Source organism: Burkholderia anthinoferrum (genome assembly GCF_002925705.1).
GTDB lineage: Bacteria > Pseudomonadota > Gammaproteobacteria > Burkholderiales > Burkholderiaceae > Burkholderia > Burkholderia semiarida.
The window spans coordinates 1-14,646 of the sequence record NZ_LFZP01000032.1 but is presented as its reverse complement, the minus strand read 5'-3'; the positions used below and the strand labels follow the sequence as shown (position 1 = coordinate 14,646).

Genomic DNA, 14,646 nt, shown 5'->3' with positions numbered 1-14,646 from the left:
ATTTTTGACATGACCTCCCCCACCGGCCTCATCGACGCGCGGCACATCACGCGGCGCGACGCCAGCAGCGGCAAGACGCTGCTCGCCCCGACCGATTTCTGCCTCGCCGCGGGATCGCGAATTGCTATCACCGGACCATCCGGGTCGGGCAAGAGCGTGCTGCTGCGCGCGCTCGCGCTGCTCGATCCGCTCGACGGCGGTCACCTCCTGTGGCGCGGCCGCCGGATCCGGCGCAGTGCGATCCCGCGTTACCGGCGCAGCATCGCCTATGTCCGCCAGCGCCCGGCGCAGATGGACGGCACCGTCGAATCGCAATTGCGCTACCCGTACTCGCTCGCGATCTATCGCGACGTCGCGTTCGATCGCGCGCGCGCCGAAGCGCTCGCCGCGCAGGCCGGCCGCGGCGCCGACTTTCTCGACAAGCGCGCGAGCGACCTGTCCGGCGGCGAAGCGCAGATTACCGCGCTGCTGCGCGTGCTGCAGCTCGACCCGGACGTCCTGCTGCTGGACGAGCCGACCTCCGCGCTCGATCCCGAATCGGCGCGCGCGATCGAGGCGCTCGTCGGCGCGTGGTTCGACGCGGCGCCCGACGCACGGGCCTACATGTGGATCTCGCACGATCCGGCCCAGGCCGCGCGGATCGGCACGATGCGACTCGTGATGCAGGCTGGCGTCCTGCACGCGGCCAACCCGACGGAGGCCGCGCAATGAGTCCGGCACTGCAGGATCTGAGCCTCGTCGACGTCGGCATCGCCGCCGCGCTCGTCGCCGTCAACGGCGCGATCTCGGCGGCGCTGTCGCTCGGCCTCGGCCGCAAGCTCGCGCTCGCGGCGGTGCGCACCGTGGTGCAGTTGCTGGCGATCGGCTACGTGCTCGGCTGGGTGTTCGGTCATCCGCACTGGTACGTCGTGCTGCCGCTCACCGCGCTGATGACGCTGATCGCCGGCTTCGCCGGCGCGGGGCGCGGCAAGCGCACGTACCGCGGCCAGCGCGTCGACAGCATCGCGTCGATCTGGTTCAGCAGCTGGTTCGTCGCGGCGGTCGGCCTGTTCGTCGTGATCCGCATCCATCCGTGGTACGCGCCGCAGTATGCGATCCCGATCCTCGGGATGATTCTCGGCAATACGCTGACGGGCGTCTCGCTCGGCGTCGAGCGGATGATGGAAGAACTCACGGCGCGCCGCGATCGCGTCGAAACCGCGCTCGCGCTGGGTGCGACGCGCTGGGAAGCCGCGCAGGACGCCGCACGCCAGGCCGTGCGCGCGGGCATGCTGCCGACGCTGAACCAGATGGCGGTGGTCGGCGTCGTGAGCCTGCCGGGGATGATGACGGGCCAGGTGCTCGCCGGCCAGTCGCCGCTGCAGGCCGTGCGCTACCAGATCGTGATCATGTTCCTGATCGCCGCGGCGTCCGCGCTCGGCACCGTCGGCGCGGTGCTGATGACCTATCGCCGGCTGTTCTCGGCCGATCACCGCTTTCTCGCGTCGCGGCTCGAAGAGCGCACGCAGTGACGCGCGGCGGCGACGGCGCGAGCCGTACCGCGAAGCGGGCAGCAGGACGCATTGCAACGGCGGCACGGCGCGACTTGCTCGCGCGCCGCCCTGCTCGTCACGCCAATCGAACCGGTTGCGCGCGCACCGAAGAGGCCCCGGCTCGCGCGCACCGCTCAATGCTTGATCGACACCGTCACCTTGGTTCCGTCGCTCATCGTCACGGACTTCGACCCGCCGTTGGTGGGAATCGACACCCACTTCACCTGGCTCACCGACACGACGTCGGGACACTGCAGCGACTTGCCGCCGGCCGTCACGCTGCGCGCGCCTTTCGGTGCGGCCGCCTGGAAACTCAACTGCACGTTGGCGACGCCCTTCGCGTCGACCGACGGCGCGAGCCGCACCTGGGTCTGCCGCACCATCGCGCCGTTCGCGTCGCGCGGCAGGTTGTCGGCGTTCGGGCAGCCATCCGGCATCGCGACCGCGCCGCTCGGCGGCACCGATTTCCAGTTGAAATCGTCCGTCTCGCCCGAGCGAATCTTGCGGGTCTCCTGCGTGTTGCCGAAGGTCTTCGAGTCGACCTTGACGGTGTATTCGAGCTGTCCGGTACCGCCGCCCTTCAGGCTGCCCTTGACCGGCGGCGCCGCGAATACGCTCGCGCTGGCGCACGCCGCCGCGAACACGACCGACCACGATGCGGCGACCGACAAGCTGCGTTGGCTCATGCTGACCTCCTTGTCATGCGGCGGCACGCGCGTGCCGCGCGGTTTTAGATGCATGATGCGCTGCCAGTCTACCGCCAAGCGGGACGCAATGCGCCGCAAACGCATCGGGTGTTACCCCGCTTGCGTTCGCGGCGCCGCGACCTTAATCGCGCGTACCCGGCTCAGAACCCGCTCAGCACGAGCTTGCCGATCGCGCGCCCGCCTTCGAGCATCCGATGCGCGCGCCGCACGTTCTCGGCGTTGATCGTGCCGAGCTGTTCGCCGAGCGTCGTGCGCAGCGTGCCGCCGTCCACGAGCCGCGCGACTTCGCCGAGGATCCGGTGCTGCTCGATCATGTCCGGCGTCTCGAACATCGCGCGCGTGAACATGAATTCCCAATGAAACGCGGCGCTCTTCGCCTTCAGCAATTCGACCGGCACCGGCTTCGCGTTCTCGACGATCGTGCAAATGCCGCCCTGCGGCCGGATGACTTCCGCCGCGGCCGGGAAATGATGGTCGGTATCGTTGAAGATCAGCACGTAGTCGACCGTCGGATGCCCGAGCTCGCGCAACTGCGCCGGCAGGTCGCCGAAATGGTCGACCACCGCATCCGCGCCCAGCGCGCGCACCCATTCCGCCGACGCCGGCCGCGACGCGGTCGCGATCACGTGCAGCTTGCCGAGCGTCTTCGCGAGCTGGATCGCGATCGAGCCCACGCCGCCCGCGCCGCCGATGATCAGCACCGACTTGCCGGCGTCCGCGCCCTGCGGCGACACGCGCAACCGGTCGAACAGCGCTTCCCACGCGGTCAGCGCGGTGAGCGGCAGCGCGGCCGCCGCCGCGAAGTCGAGCGTGCGCGGCTTCAGCGCGGCGATCCGCTCGTCGACCGCGTGGAATTCGCTGTTCGCGCCGGGCCGCGTGATGCTGCCCGCGTAGAACACTTCGTCGCCGGGCCGGAACAGCGTGACGTCGGCGCCGACCGCGACGACCATGCCGGCCGCATCCCAGCCGAGCACGCGCGGCGTCTCCTCGACCTGCGGCTTCGGCGCGCGCACCTTGGTGTCGACCGGGTTCACGGAAATCGCCTCCACCTTCACGAGCAGATCGCGCGGGCCCGGCACGGGCTGCGGCAGTTCGACGTCGAGCAACGCTTGCGGGTCGTCGATCGGCAGATAACGGGTCAATCCAACGGCTTTCATTTCGATACTCCTTTCAACGGAATTCGGACAGGCTGCGGCGCAACCTCCATGCGTGCCATCGTAGCCACCCCGATCATTCGAGAAAACCGCTATATTTCCTGAAACATTTTCAGGAATTTCAGAATAATGACGTCCGATCCGATGCCTGCGCCCGACAAGCCGCTCGACCTGCTCGACGTCGCGCTGTTCGTGCGCGCGGCGCTACTCGCGAACGTCAGCGCGGCCGGCCGAGAATTCGGCGTGTCGGCCGCGGTCGCCAGCGCGCGCATCGCGCAACTCGAACGCCAGCTCGGCGCGCGGTTGCTGCATCGCACCACGCGCCGCATCAGCCTCACGCAGGACGGCGAAATCTTCATGGCGCGCGCCGACGCGCTGCTGGCGGCCGCCGACGCCGCGCGCGCATCGGTCGGCCGCGGCCGCAGCGAGCCGTACGGGCGGCTGAAGGTGTCGATGTCGTCGTCGTTCGGCCGCCAGCACGTCGCGCCCGTAATTCCGGCGTTCCTGCGCCGCTACCCGTCCGTATCGCTCGATCTGCGGCTGTCCGACGAGATCGTCGATCTGGTCGACGACGGCTACGACGTCGCGATCCGCCTCGGCGCGCTGAAGGATTCGACGCTCGTCGCCCGCAAGCTCGCCGTCAACCGCCGCGTGCTGTGCTGCTCGCCCGCCTACCTCGCCGAACGCGGCACGCCGCGCCATCCGGCCGACCTGACCCAGCACGAGTGCGTGATCCTCGGCGACCAGCGCGACTGGTCGTTCGCGACGCCGCAGGGCCCGCTCACGGTGCGGGTCGGCGGCCGGCTCGTCGCGAGCAACGGCGAGGCGATCCGCGAAGCGCTCGTCGACGGCTTCGGGATCGCGATCAAGTCGACCTGGGACGTCGGCCCGCTGCTCGCGAGCGGCGCGCTCGTCACCGTGCTCGACGATTACCCGTTCGCGGAAGACGTCGCGATCTGGGCCGTCTATCCGAGCCGCGCGCACGTGCCGCTGAAAACGCTCGCGTTCATCGCGTTCCTGGCCGAGCATTTCGGCGATCCGCCGTACTGGGATCGCGCAAACGGGTGAGCGCCACCGCTGCGCGCACGGTTTCGCTCCGGCGCCGGGCGCCCTGCGCGGCCAACCGGCTACAATGGCGCGTTCGCGACACAACGGCCCGCAGCCGCACGGGGCCCGCGTTCGCAGGCGGCCGCCCGCGGGCCGCGCACGTCATTCATTCGCCTCCCAACCACTCGTCATGACCCACAATCTCGTCATCCAGAGTCTTGCGCCGCTGTCGGACGCCCATCACAAACCGCTGCTCGCGCTGTCGCGCGGCACCCGCGTCGTGCAGACCGACGATCACGCGCTGCGCATCGAAAACGCGAACCCGGCGCAACGCCTCGACATCGACGCGTACTGCGGCACGCATGCGCTCGACTTCGGCTTCGTCGAGGCCGGCCGCACGCTCGGCGATTTCGGGCTCGCGGTGATGGACATGGATTCGACGCTGATCACGATCGAGTGCATCGACGAGATCGCCGATTTCTGCGGGCTGAAAACGCAGGTCGCGGAGATCACCGAAGCGGCGATGCGCGGCGAGATCCGCGACTTCAACGAAAGCCTCACGCGCCGTGTCGCGCTGCTGGCCGGGCTCGACGCGCACGCGCTCGAGCGCGTGTACGAAGAACGGCTGCAACTGTCGCCGGGCGCCGAGACGATGCTGGCTGGCGTGAAGGCCGCCGGCCTGAAGACGCTGCTCGTGTCGGGCGGCTTCACGTTCTTCACCGAGCGGCTGAAAGCCCGCCTCGGCCTCGACTACGCGCATGCGAACACGCTCGAGATCGTCGACGGCAAGCTCACCGGCAAGGTGCTCGGCGAAATCGTCAACGCGGACGTGAAGGCGCGTCTGCTGCGCGAGACGTGCGCATCGCTCGGCCTCGAGCCGAGCCGCGCGATCGCGATGGGCGACGGCTCGAACGACCTGAAGATGATGGCCGAAGCCGGGCTGTCGGTCGCGTTCCACGCGAAGCCCGTCGTGCGCGATGCCGCCACCGTCGCATTCGACCATGTCGGCCTCGACGGGCTGCTGCGACTGTTCTGATCCCGCCGCACCGTCAATGAAAAACGCCGGCGCGATATCGCATCGCGCCGGCGTTTTGTTTTTGTGCCGGACGTTGCCGGCGTGCGATCAGCCGAGTGCGGCCTGCATCGCGCGCTCGATGTCCGCGCGCAGGTCCGCTTCGTCTTCCAGACCGACGTAGAAACGCACCAGCGTGCCGCGATGCGGCCAGTCCGGACGCATCGACGCGACGTCGTAAGGCATCGCGAGGCTGCACGCGCCGCCCCAGCTCCAGCCGATCGCGAACAGCTCGAGCGACTCGACGAAACGGTCGACCTGCTCCGCGCTGTAGCGCGCGTCGAACACCACCGAGAACAGCCCGCCCGCGCCCGTGAAATCACGCATGAACGACGCGTGCCCCGGGCAATCGGCGATCTGCGGATGCAGCACCGCCGCGATCTCCGGCCGCGCCTTCAGCCACTGCGCGAGCGCGAGCGCGCTCTTGCCGTGCGCGTCGAAGCGCACCTGCATGCTCGGCAGGCTGCGCAGCACGAGCGAGCAATCGTCGACCGACACGCCGATCCCGCAGCGCATCCGCGCGAGCTTCAGCTTCGCGTGCAGTTCCGCGTTCGCGGTGATCGTCGCGCCCATCAGCACGTCGCTGCCGCCCGACTGGTACTTCGTCAGCGCCTGCACCGAAATGTCGACGCCGTGCTCGAACGGCTTGAACGCGAGCCCCGCCGAAAAGGTGTTGTCGATCGCGGTGAGTACGCCGCGCGCTTTCGCGGCCGCCGTGATCGCCTGCACGTCGGGCACTTCCATCGTCACCGAGCCGGGCGCCTCGAGCCAGATCAGTCGCGTGTTCGGCTGGATCAGCCCGGCAATGCCGGCGCCGATCAGCGGATCGTAGAAGCGCACGGTCAGGCCGAAATCCTTCGCGAGCCAGTTGCCGAAATCGGCGTTCGGGCCGTACACGTTATGCGGAATCAGCACGTCGTCGCCCGCTTTCACGATCCCGAAGTAGACGTTCATGATCGCCGCGAGACCCGACGGCTGCAGCAGCGCGTGCGTGCCGCCTTCGATCTCGGCGAGCCGCTGCGCGAGCGCGAGCGACGTCGGCGTCGCGTGCAGCCCGTAGCGCCACTGGTTGTCGTCGTGCCAGACCAGCGCGCGCATCGTCGCGAGATCGGGGAACACGACCGTCGACGCGCGCGCGACCGGCGGCACGAACGAACGGAAGCCTTCCGGAATGACGTCGTCGGGTTGAACGATACGGGTTTGCAGTGCGCGCTTGGGAGTGGATGCAGTCATGACTGGGGCCGGGCACGAGGCCGTTCGGTTGCGGAATATGTCGTTAGAGTAGCCAAAATCGGTACGCTTGGCCCGGTACAATGCGCGCCGCGCACACCGAGCCAGCACGCGCTCAGTCGTCGGTACGCAGGTTGACGATGCCGCCCACCGTCTCGATTTCGTTCACGCGGCCGTCGCGCACCTGCAGCGCCGCGCGCTTGCCCGGCGCCAGACGCAGCACGACCGGCTGCGGGTCCGATTCGTCCGAATTCATCCGGTCGGCCTTCAGGTCGCCCGTCGCGTCGAAGCGGCCGATCCACACGCCGGTGATGTTCGTGCCGTCGTTCGACTCCTCGATCTCGAGCGTATCGCCGTCGCGGTCGCCCGCGAGCAGCACGACCTCGCCCGTGTCGGCGAACTGGTATTCGCCGTGCACGCCTTCCTCGTCCGTCTTCGGGCCGAGATGCACGACGATCGGCCGATCGCCGAGCGTGCCTTCGTAGCGCGGCAGGCGGGCGAACTCGGGATTCGGCTTCAGCGGCCGCGCCGGCGCCGGTTCATCCTGCTGCACGCCCGGTACGACGGCCTGCGCCGCGACCACCGTCGGCATCGCGACGCCTGCTGCCAGCGCACCCGCGACGACGAGCGCCCGTTGCCATTCCGAATATCGACCCACCTTGTGTTGCTCCTTGCTTCAGATTGGCCCGGCAATCGCGGACCGTGCCGGGTCGAGACCCGGTTCCTGCGCGGCCGCGCGAACCGGCGCGGCCAATGCGCCGGCTTGCGCGTTTCGCGTCAGCCCTGCATCAGGCGTTCCACCGCATCGCGGTGCGGAATCGGCGCGACCGCGCCGTAACCGGTCGTCGACAGCGCCGCCGCCGCGTTGGCATAGCGCGCGGCCGCGAACGGATCGTCGCCCGCGACGATCCGCGCGACGAACGCGCCGCCGAAGCAGTCGCCCGCGCCGGTCGCATCGACGGCCTCGACCGCGAAGCCCGGCACGACGCGCCGCTCGTTCGGCGTCGCGACATACGCGCCTTCCTTGCCGAGCTTCAGCGCGACGACCCGCGGCCCGTGTTCGAGCATCGCGTCGACGATCGCGTCGCGATCGTTCGCGCCCGTGAGCGCCGTGACGTCGTCCCAGCTCGGCAGGCAGATGTCCGTCTGGCGCAGCGCCTCGCGCATCACCGCGCGGGCACGCGGCAGCGGCCACAGCTTCAGCCGCAGGTTCGTGTCGAAGCTGACCTGCGCGCCGTTGCTGCGCGCATGATCGATCGCCGCGAATGCCGCGTCGCACGCGGCCGTGCTGATCGCAAGACTGATACCCGACAAATGCACGGCCTTCGCGGCCGCGAGCGCGTCGAGCGGCAGGTCGACCGTCGCGTAGCGGCTCGCCGCCGACCCCGCGCGCAGATAGTCGAACTGATGGCCGTCGGCGCCATGCGTGACGAAATACACGCCGGTCGGCGCCGAACGGTCGATCCGCACGTACGTCGTGTCGACGCGCTCCGACGCCCACATGTCGGCCAGCAGGCGGCCGAACGGATCGTCGCCGATCGCCGACACGAAGCCCGTCGACGCGCCCTGGCGCGCCGCCGCGATGCAGAAGTTCGACGTATCGCCGCCGAAGCCCTGCAGGAATTCAGGACGCCCCGGCCGCGACTGGTTGAATTCGATCATCGCCTCGCCGAGCGCGAGAATCTCCGGGAATGCGGCGGCCATCGCTTACACCTCGCCCCACAGATCGTGCCCGTCGGCGCCCGTGATCTTCACGGACACGAAATCGCCGACCTTGTAGCGCTTCGATGCCTTCGCCGCCGGCTCGACGTAGACGACGCCGTCGATTTCCGGCGCGTCGGCTGCCGTGCGGCCGATGCCGCCTTCTGCGCTCACCTCATCGATCAGCACCTTGAGCGTCTTGCCGACCTTGCGCTGCATGCGGTTCGCCGATACTTCCTCGGCGACTTCCATGAAGCGTGCGCGGCGTTCCTCGCGGACTTCGTCCGGCAGCGCGCCATCGAGGTCGTTCGCGGTCGCGCCTTCGACGGGCGAATACGCGAAACAGCCGACGCGATCGAGTTCCGCTTCGCGGATGAAGTCGAGCAGCGTTTCGAACTGCGCTTCCGTCTCGCCGGGGAAGCCCGCGATGAACGTGCTGCGGATCGTCAGGTCCGGGCAGATCTCGCGCCACTTCTGCACGCGCTCGAGCACCTTCTCCGCGTTCGCCGGACGCTTCATGCGCTTCAGCACGTCCGGGTGCGCGTGCTGGAACGGCACGTCGAGATACGGCAGCACGTGGCCCTTGAACGGGCCTTCGGCCATCAGCGGAATCACTTCGTCGACGCTCGGATACGGGTACACGTAGTGCAGGCGCACCCACGCGCCGTACTGCGCGGCGAGTTCGCCGAGCGCGGCGACCAGGTCGGTCATGCGCGTCTTGATCGGCTTGCCGTTCCAGAAGCCCGTGCGGTACTTCACGTCGACGCCGTATGCGCTCGTGTCCTGCGAGATCACGAGCAGTTCCTTCACGCCCGACTTAAACAGGTTCTCGGCTTCGAGCATCACTTCGGCGACCGGGCGCGAGACGAGGTCGCCGCGCATCGACGGGATGATGCAGAACGTGCAGCGGTGGTTGCAGCCTTCGGAGATCTTCAGGTATGCGTAGTGACGCGGCGTGAGCTTGATGCCGGCCGCGGGCACGAGGTCGACGAACGGGTCGTGCGGCTTCGGCAGGTGCGAATGCACGGCCTGCATCACTTCGCCCACCGCGTGCGGGCCGGTGACGGCGAGCACCTTCGGGTGGACTTCCTCGATCAGGTTCGAGCCGCTTGCGCTCGACTTCGCGCCGAGGCAGCCGGTGACGATCACCTTGCCGTTTTCGGTCAGCGCTTCGCCGATCGCGTCGAGGCTTTCCTGCACGGCTTCGTCGATGAAGCCGCAGGTGTTCACGACGACGAGGTCGGCGCCGTCGTAGCTGCCGGAGATTTCGTAACCTTCGGCGCGCAGTTGCGTGATGATCTGTTCGGAATCGACGAGCGCTTTCGGGCACCCGAGGCTGACAAAACCTACTTTGGGGGACTGAGACATCTGGGGTGTGGGGGCGTGGCGGCAAAAGCGTGAGTTTACAGCCGTTTAGGGACCGCGAGGCAAAATCCCGCAGCGCTAGCCGGCGCGCGCCCATGCCGGGTGCTCGTCGGCTCCGTGCCGGTCATTGACGATCGCGTCGGGGGGCGGACGGTCCGCATCCCGCGCACCTCACGGCGCGGGCAAAGCGTGTTAATGGGGACAGAAAACCGAAATTGCGGGCTTTATCCGGCCCCGGGCGCGCTGGCGCGAGGTCGAAACCTTCGGCCAGATCTTCACGACACCACGGCTCCTGATGGTGCCATTCCCGTTTATGCCGACAAGGCGATGTGTCGAAATATCGGGACGCCTCGACTTCTCGTAATTGCGCTGCGTTTCGATGCCGTCCGCGCGTAATTGGCTGTAATGGATCGACTGTTTTCCAGCATGTACGGTTTGTCGTGCGTGAGCATCGAACAGCACGCCGCAAATCCATATGCGCCTACCAGGAATGCGAACCATCTACTTACCGAGGAAATGAAATGTACAAGGGACCCAGCGTTGACGCCAGCATTCAGGAAATCACGTTACTCTCGGTTATTAATGCAGAAAAAGTAATAGAAGAAGCGAATGGGAAAGTGTCGTCCGACAAAAGCCGCCCCGTCCAGGTCGGGCACAATCACCAGTACCTGCTATGCGACGACCCCTATCGCCCATCCGAAAACCAAGGGGCATGGAATATCAAGTTCTATGCAAAAAAGTTCGATTCCGTCAATTTTACCGGAACCACGATTCACACCAATTCACGCTACGCCGTCATTGTCTACGATCTTGTCCATCAGAGCGGCGATAACGTATTGGATTTGCGCCCGGGAATCGGGCTGACCCACCGCGGCTATACGTTGGCGCGGGCCGCGGAGCCCAATCCGGAGACGAAGGACGGCCTTGATGCGATTCATGTCCCGAGGTCGTTCTCGCTCTTCGACACGCGCGTCATTGGAAACGGAACGGAGAGTTTCTGGATCCGGTTTGCGTTGTATACGCTCGCGCCCGATGGGGAAACGCAAAAGTTCCATAGCTACTACGAATGGGATCCGACGATCACCACCTTGGCGCTGTGAGCCGAAGCGTGCGCGTTGCGTGACACGTGCTCGCTTCGGTCGAGTGGGCACGCCTGTCAGGGACCGGCACGCTCGACACCGCCGATCAGGCGGCAACCATTCATCAGCGTGTCGTCGCGCCACATTCGGGCGGTGGCGCGACGAGCACGCTGAGCGATTCTGCCCGGCACAACGGCTAACGCGCCATGGATACATCGCTTCCTGGCGACCCTGTTCTCTCATGCGTGCCACCGCCTGATGATCTGCTTCACCTTCTGCAAAGGCGACATGGCGCGCCATCGGCGCCACATGCCACACCGAAATCGGCCCGAACCCAGCCGGCCGCTATGCGAAAATCGAACCCTCCACCCTTTTCAATCGACCCAACGGGGTTCGCATGACCACGCACATCACGATCGAATTCACCGAGCACGCGGCGGAAGCCATCGGCGAGCAAACGAGCACCAGCTTTTCGTATGATCAGGGCGCGCACGTCCCGCAACCGGGCGACTTCGTCGAGCTCGAAAACTCCCGGCAGACGTTTCTCGTGATCGGCCGCGTGTTCTCGCTCAAGGCGAACTACAGCGCGGTCAAGCTCGTTCTCGATCTACCGCCGTCGGATGACGAACACGGGTTCGATCCAGAATCTTGACGCCTCCAGTTCCGTGACGCAATCGCCAAAAATCCGCCGCAGCAGGCCCGTACTCGCTCCGATGCTCGCGCCGGATACGTTGCTGCCGTCAAGCACCGATTGAACCAGACCGCATCGTCGCCATCGCCGATCGACCACAGCGCCACGTCGCGTTGCGGTCGGCCGGTTGTCGGCGCAGGCGCGCGACTATCGCTATCGGCCGTCCCCGCACGCACCCAGCCTGTGCGCCACCGTTATCGCATGCCTGCGCGTCGCAGCACGCCGCCGGGCGACTCTTCCCGCGATCGCCTGTAGCGTACCGAAACGCGCATACGAAACGTGCGCACCCCGCGCATCGCCCGGTACGAAGTCGCCGTTCACGTCGAAGCCCGCCAACGGGCCGCCCGTCTATTTCCCGAGCACCGATGCTCGGCCCGCGCCAGCGCGATCAGCGCTTGCCCGACCGATCGGCCGGCACGGCGGCTCGCTCGTCGCTGGCCTCGGGTTTGTCGATGAATCGTATTCAAAAAATCCGACCAACAAAATAAAAATAGAAAAACAAACCACATGAAAATCACCAAACCACACCACGACTCAAAACCACAACTCGAAATAATCCATAAATTTATTTTTTACGACCACCCAATCACCGCATTCTTTGCAAACCATCACAACACACAATTCACAAAAATATTTTGAAATAGTCAATAATCCACAAAAATCATTTCCAAATCCGCCACCCCCATCCAACACCCGATCAATCTCCAATATATTCGACACCTATTCAGCCTGGCAACACTGAACCGCGCATTACCCGTACCACAACCAAGTCATCCATTCACCAAGGAAAGACCATGAGAAAACTCGCGGCCGCCCTCGTTTCGGCCATGATGCTTGCTGCATCCTCGTACGCCTCTGCGGAATCGCTTTGCAAGGCAGGCAAGATCGACAAGATCGAAACCGATACGAGCGGCAATCTCCTCGTATCCATCAACGATGGCATTTATTCGTTCAGTGCAAAGGAAGTTTTTCCGATCATCTACTCGGCATTTTCCGAAAATAGAAATATCTTTATTTACGGAAACAACTGCTCGAACGGATCGGCGGCAAGCCGCTTCGCGGTTCGATAAGCCGGCCGAAAATCCGGCCATCGGCATCTTTTACAATCAGCGCTTTATCTGATATTCGGCCGACCGGGCTTTGCCGGTCGGCCTTTTTAATTTGCACTGATGCGCCACGGTACGACAACGCCCATGCACTCGCGGGCAATGCCACCGTGCGGACAATCGTTCCGCGAAACGGCCCGTTGCCGTCCCGCGCGATGCCGGCGCGACACTTTGCGCGCCCACGCCGGATCGCCGCTTACTTCTTCTCCGGTTCCGACGCTCCCGGCTGCTTGAACGGGAACGTGCTGAACATCGATTTCGCCTGGTTCTGCATCTGTTCCTGCATCTGCACGAACATGTTCTTCGACTGCTCGATGTAGCTCGTCATCATCCCTTGCATCATCGGCGCCTGCATGTTCATGAACTGCGACCAGACTTCCGGATTCATCGCGTTCCCTTCGTACAGGTTCTTCGATTGATCCGCGAGCTTGTTCTGGATGTCGATGAACGCCTGGATGTTCTTTTCCAGGTACGTGCCCATCATGCCCTGCATCGCATGACCGTAGAAACGGATGATCTGCGACAGCATCGACGACGAGAACATCGGCACGCCACCGCTTTCCTCTTCGAGGATGATCTGCAGGAGGATGCTGCGCGTCAGGTCTTCGTTGGATTTCGCATCGACGACCTTGAAATCCTCCTGCTCCAGCACGAGCTGCTTCACGTCGGTCAGCGTAATGTACGTGCTTGTCTCGGTATCGTAGAGCCGGCGGTTCGGATACTTCTTGATGAGCCGTTCGGCCGTCTTCTTTGTAGTAGTCATGTAACGCCTTTGAGTGCAGCGTAGCGCAAGTGACGAATCCCCGCCGCCCGAATCCGGGAGGCGGGGGCCTTCGGAAAACGCCCGGCCGCGCGACCATCCGCCCGCGCGGCCCGGACGCTCAGCCCATGTGCAGGCCGCCGTTCAGCGAGAAGTCGGCGCCCGTCGCGAAGCCGGAATCGTTCGACGCGAGCCACGCGACGATCGAACCGATTTCCTCCGGCCCCCCGAGACGCCGCACCGGAATCGTCGCAACGATCTTCTCGAGCACGTCCGGACGGATCGCCTTCACCATGTCGGTACCGATGTAGCCCGGCGACACGGTGTTGACCGTCACGCCCTTCGTCGCGACTTCCTGTGCGAGCGACATCGTGAAGCCGTGAATGCCGGCCTTCGCGGTCGAGTAGTTCGTCTGACCGAATTGCCCCTTCTGGCCGTTCACCGACGAAATGTTGATGATGCGGCCCCAGCCACGTTCGACCATCCCGTCGATCACCTGCTTCGTCACGTTGAACAGGCTCGTCAGGTTCGTGTCGATCACCGCCGTCCAGTCTTCATGCGTCATCTTGCGGAACACGACGTCGCGCGTGATGCCCGCGTTGTTGACCAGCACGTCGATCTCGCCGACTTCGGCCTTCACCTTGTCGAATGCTGCCTTGGTCGAGTCCCAGTCGCCGACGTTGCCTTCCGACGCGATGAAGTCGTACCCGAGCGCCTTCTGGTCCTCGAGCCATTTCACCCGGCGCGGCGAGTTCGGGCCGCAACCTGCCACCACCTTGAAGCCGTCCTTCGACAGACGCTGGCAGATGCTGGTGCCGATGCCGCCCATCCCGCCGGTTACGTACGCAATTCGCTGAGACATAAATCTCACTCCATTTTTTGGTTTCGAGAGCTGCCGGAGCCCCCTCTGACTTCACGTGACGCCGGCCGAAGCCGCAATCGGCCGGCGCACGGATTCGGTTCGCCGATGGCGAACGGCTGGTTACGGACGGCCGGTTACGGACGGCCGGTTACGGACGGCCGGTTACGGACGGCTGGTCACGGACGGCCGGTCACGGACGCTCGACCGCGAGCGCGACGCCCATCCCGCCGCCGATGCACAGCGACGCCAGCCCGCGCTTCGCGTCGCGCTTGGCCATCTCGTGCAGCAGCGTCACCAGGATCCGGCAGCCCGACGCGCCGATCGGGTGGCCGATCGCGAT

Annotated in this window: 16 protein-coding genes and 1 pseudogene; 7 read left to right on the top strand and 10 right to left on the bottom strand. The window is 65.6% G+C overall.

What is annotated here, in order from left to right:
* The first annotated feature begins 9 nt into the window (after positions 1–9).
* Positions 10–711, top strand: coding sequence for an ABC transporter ATP-binding protein (locus C5F75_RS09455; protein WP_059583498.1), 702 nt, complete (start codon positions 10–12; stop codon positions 709–711).
* Positions 708–1,511, top strand: coding sequence for an ABC transporter permease (locus tag C5F75_RS09450; RefSeq protein WP_059583499.1), 804 nt, complete (start codon positions 708–710; stop codon positions 1,509–1,511). The genes C5F75_RS09455 and C5F75_RS09450 overlap by 4 nt, the downstream gene beginning before the upstream one ends.
* Before the next feature lie 155 nt (positions 1,512–1,666).
* On the opposite strand, the gene C5F75_RS09445 is transcribed toward C5F75_RS09450, so the two are convergent.
* Together C5F75_RS09445 and C5F75_RS09440 are read right to left on the bottom strand one after the other, a co-directional pair.
* Positions 1,667–2,218 (bottom strand): DUF6013 family protein, encoded by a 552-nt coding sequence (locus C5F75_RS09445; RefSeq protein WP_059583526.1) that lies wholly within the window; start codon positions 2,216–2,218, stop codon positions 1,667–1,669.
* Positions 2,219–2,379: 161 nt separating this feature from the next.
* On the bottom strand, positions 2,380–3,396 hold the full coding sequence (locus tag C5F75_RS09440) for a zinc-binding alcohol dehydrogenase family protein (RefSeq protein WP_104012119.1): 1,017 nt from the start codon (positions 3,394–3,396) through the stop codon (positions 2,380–2,382).
* Positions 3,397–3,522: 126 nt separating this feature from the next.
* Between C5F75_RS09440 and C5F75_RS09435 the strand changes: the two genes are divergently transcribed.
* Complete coding sequence (locus C5F75_RS09435) at positions 3,523–4,461, top strand: LysR family transcriptional regulator (protein ID WP_059583504.1); 939 nt, start codon at positions 3,523–3,525, stop codon at positions 4,459–4,461.
* Between the two features lie 169 nt (positions 4,462–4,630).
* Positions 4,631–5,476 carry a phosphoserine phosphatase SerB gene (gene serB, locus C5F75_RS09430; RefSeq protein ID WP_059583505.1) on the top strand — a complete coding sequence of 282 codons (846 nt, stop codon included), beginning with the start codon at positions 4,631–4,633 and terminating at the stop codon, positions 5,474–5,476.
* Between the two features lie 87 nt (positions 5,477–5,563).
* Here serB and C5F75_RS09425 read toward each other — a convergent pair whose 3' ends face one another.
* The 5 genes from C5F75_RS09425 to C5F75_RS36250 all read right to left on the bottom strand — a co-directional run bounded on the left by C5F75_RS09425 (position 5,564) and on the right by C5F75_RS36250 (position 10,270).
* Entirely contained in the window at positions 5,564–6,745 is a 1,182-nt protein-coding gene (locus C5F75_RS09425; RefSeq protein ID WP_059583506.1) for a cystathionine beta-lyase, read from the bottom strand.
* Between the two features lie 112 nt (positions 6,746–6,857).
* A complete protein-coding gene (locus tag C5F75_RS09420; RefSeq protein ID WP_059583507.1) occupies positions 6,858–7,400 on the bottom strand; it encodes a hypothetical protein in 543 nt (180 codons plus the stop codon).
* A 119-nt stretch (positions 7,401–7,519) separates the two neighbouring features.
* The gene (locus tag C5F75_RS09415; protein WP_059583510.1) at positions 7,520–8,446 is read right to left on the bottom strand and encodes a sugar kinase; all 927 of its coding nucleotides are present in this window, start codon (positions 8,444–8,446) and stop codon (positions 7,520–7,522) included.
* Between the two features lie 3 nt (positions 8,447–8,449).
* Positions 8,450–9,811, bottom strand: a complete 1,362-nt coding sequence (rimO, locus tag C5F75_RS09410; RefSeq protein ID WP_059583511.1) for a 30S ribosomal protein S12 methylthiotransferase RimO — start codon at positions 9,809–9,811, stop codon at positions 8,450–8,452.
* 189 nt (positions 9,812–10,000) lie between these two features.
* Entirely contained in the window at positions 10,001–10,270 is a 270-nt protein-coding gene (locus C5F75_RS36250) for a hypothetical protein (RefSeq protein ID WP_146075193.1), read from the bottom strand.
* Positions 10,271–10,329: 59 nt separating this feature from the next.
* Between C5F75_RS36250 and C5F75_RS09405 the strand changes: the two genes are divergently transcribed.
* The 3 genes from C5F75_RS09405 to C5F75_RS09395 all read left to right on the top strand — a co-directional run bounded on the left by C5F75_RS09405 (position 10,330) and on the right by C5F75_RS09395 (position 12,648).
* Complete coding sequence (locus tag C5F75_RS09405) at positions 10,330–10,908, top strand: inclusion body family protein (protein ID WP_059583513.1); 579 nt, start codon at positions 10,330–10,332, stop codon at positions 10,906–10,908.
* A gap of 376 nt (positions 10,909–11,284) precedes the next feature.
* A complete protein-coding gene (locus tag C5F75_RS09400) occupies positions 11,285–11,539 on the top strand; it encodes a hypothetical protein (protein ID WP_059583515.1) in 255 nt (84 codons plus the stop codon).
* A gap of 833 nt (positions 11,540–12,372) precedes the next feature.
* The gene (locus tag C5F75_RS09395) at positions 12,373–12,648 is read left to right on the top strand and encodes a hypothetical protein (protein ID WP_081059350.1); all 276 of its coding nucleotides are present in this window, start codon (positions 12,373–12,375) and stop codon (positions 12,646–12,648) included.
* Between the two features lie 232 nt (positions 12,649–12,880).
* Here C5F75_RS09395 and phaR read toward each other — a convergent pair whose 3' ends face one another.
* From phaR to C5F75_RS09380, 3 genes and pseudogenes are all read right to left on the bottom strand, one after another.
* A complete protein-coding gene (phaR, locus tag C5F75_RS09390; protein ID WP_006485265.1) occupies positions 12,881–13,447 on the bottom strand; it encodes a polyhydroxyalkanoate synthesis repressor PhaR in 567 nt (188 codons plus the stop codon).
* Positions 13,448–13,565: 118 nt separating this feature from the next.
* Complete coding sequence (locus C5F75_RS09385; RefSeq protein ID WP_059583517.1) at positions 13,566–14,306, bottom strand: 3-ketoacyl-ACP reductase; 741 nt, start codon at positions 14,304–14,306, stop codon at positions 13,566–13,568.
* 190 nt (positions 14,307–14,496) lie between these two features.
* A pseudogene (locus tag C5F75_RS09380) lies at positions 14,497–14,646 on the bottom strand (acetyl-CoA C-acetyltransferase); the annotation flags it as partial.

What these genes read in the sequence shown, in the direction of transcription:
- C5F75_RS09455 (WP_059583498.1), top strand. Translation starts at nt 10, where the DNA reads ATGACCTCCCCCACCGGCCTCATCGACGCGCGGCACATCACGCGGCGC.
- C5F75_RS09450 (WP_059583499.1), top strand. Translation starts at nt 708, where the DNA reads ATGAGTCCGGCACTGCAGGATCTGAGCCTCGTCGACGTCGGCATCGCC.
- C5F75_RS09445 (WP_059583526.1), bottom strand. Translation starts at nt 2,218, where the DNA reads ATGAGCCAACGCAGCTTGTCGGTCGCCGCATCGTGGTCGGTCGTGTTC.
- C5F75_RS09440 (WP_104012119.1), bottom strand. Translation starts at nt 3,396, where the DNA reads ATGAAAGCCGTTGGATTGACCCGTTATCTGCCGATCGACGACCCGCAA.
- C5F75_RS09435 (WP_059583504.1), top strand. Translation starts at nt 3,523, where the DNA reads ATGACGTCCGATCCGATGCCTGCGCCCGACAAGCCGCTCGACCTGCTC.
- serB (WP_059583505.1), top strand. Translation starts at nt 4,631, where the DNA reads ATGACCCACAATCTCGTCATCCAGAGTCTTGCGCCGCTGTCGGACGCC.
- C5F75_RS09425 (WP_059583506.1), bottom strand. Translation starts at nt 6,745, where the DNA reads ATGACTGCATCCACTCCCAAGCGCGCACTGCAAACCCGTATCGTTCAA.
- C5F75_RS09415 (WP_059583510.1), bottom strand. Translation starts at nt 8,446, where the DNA reads ATGGCCGCCGCATTCCCGGAGATTCTCGCGCTCGGCGAGGCGATGATC.
- rimO (WP_059583511.1), bottom strand. Translation starts at nt 9,811, where the DNA reads ATGTCTCAGTCCCCCAAAGTAGGTTTTGTCAGCCTCGGGTGCCCGAAA.
- C5F75_RS09405 (WP_059583513.1), top strand. Translation starts at nt 10,330, where the DNA reads ATGTACAAGGGACCCAGCGTTGACGCCAGCATTCAGGAAATCACGTTA.
- C5F75_RS09400 (WP_059583515.1), top strand. Translation starts at nt 11,285, where the DNA reads ATGACCACGCACATCACGATCGAATTCACCGAGCACGCGGCGGAAGCC.
- C5F75_RS09395 (WP_081059350.1), top strand. Translation starts at nt 12,373, where the DNA reads ATGAGAAAACTCGCGGCCGCCCTCGTTTCGGCCATGATGCTTGCTGCA.
- phaR (WP_006485265.1), bottom strand. Translation starts at nt 13,447, where the DNA reads ATGACTACTACAAAGAAGACGGCCGAACGGCTCATCAAGAAGTATCCG.
- C5F75_RS09385 (WP_059583517.1), bottom strand. Translation starts at nt 14,306, where the DNA reads ATGTCTCAGCGAATTGCGTACGTAACCGGCGGGATGGGCGGCATCGGC.